The organism is Abyssisolibacter fermentans, from assembly GCF_001559865.1.
Taxonomy (GTDB): Bacteria; Bacillota; Clostridia; order Tissierellales; family MCWD3; genus Abyssisolibacter; species Abyssisolibacter fermentans.
The window spans coordinates 1-676 of the sequence record NZ_LOHE01000019.1 but is presented as its reverse complement, the minus strand read 5'-3'; the positions used below and the strand labels follow the sequence as shown (position 1 = coordinate 676).

Sequence of the window (676 nt, the reverse complement as noted above, 5' to 3'; positions counted from 1 at the left end):
TAAATGAAAATATTAATCCCCCAGCTATGCTGGGGAGAATAGAGTAAGCAGTAGTGTTACGTATGTTATAAAAAAGCCTCCTATGATAATATGATAATGGTGTCGCAAGCCAATATCAAAAATAGGAGGCGGTCCAAATGGACAATTCAAGTTTATCACATACAAGATGGAAATGCCAATATCATATCGTATTTATTCCAAAATACAGACGAAAAGTGATGTATGGACAAGTCAAAGCAGATGTGAGAGAAATACTTAAAAAGTTGTGTGAATACAAAAATGTAGAAATAATAGAAGGAGCAGTATGTCAAGACCACGTGCATTTGTGTGTAAGTATACCACCCAAATTTAGTGTTTCAGAATTTGTAGGGTATTTAAAGGGAAAAAGTGCATTAATGATATTTGACAAACATCCTAATCAAGGAAGTAAGTGGAGCAGATCGTTTTGGGCAAGAGGATATTATGTATCAACAATAGGAAACATCACTGAAGATGCTATAAAAAGGTATATTCAAGAGCAACAAAACGAAGCTATGCAAGAAGAAACAAGGAGATAAGAGCCTCTTATAGAGGCAGATGGTAATAGTGCTTGTGATACCCGCCTTTTAGGCGTGCAAGTAATAAAGCCCTTATAGGGCTATTATCAAACCACCACTTGAAGTGGTGGTCGATGACT

Annotated in this window: 1 protein-coding gene; it reads left to right on the top strand. The window is 36.2% G+C overall.

Annotated elements, in window-relative coordinates:
* Positions 1 to 137 precede the first annotated feature (137 nt).
* On the top strand, positions 138 to 557 hold the full coding sequence (gene tnpA / locus AYC61_RS01170; RefSeq protein WP_066495577.1) for an IS200/IS605 family transposase: 420 nt from the start codon (positions 138 to 140) through the stop codon (positions 555 to 557).
* The last annotated feature ends 119 nt before the right edge of the window (positions 558 to 676 follow it).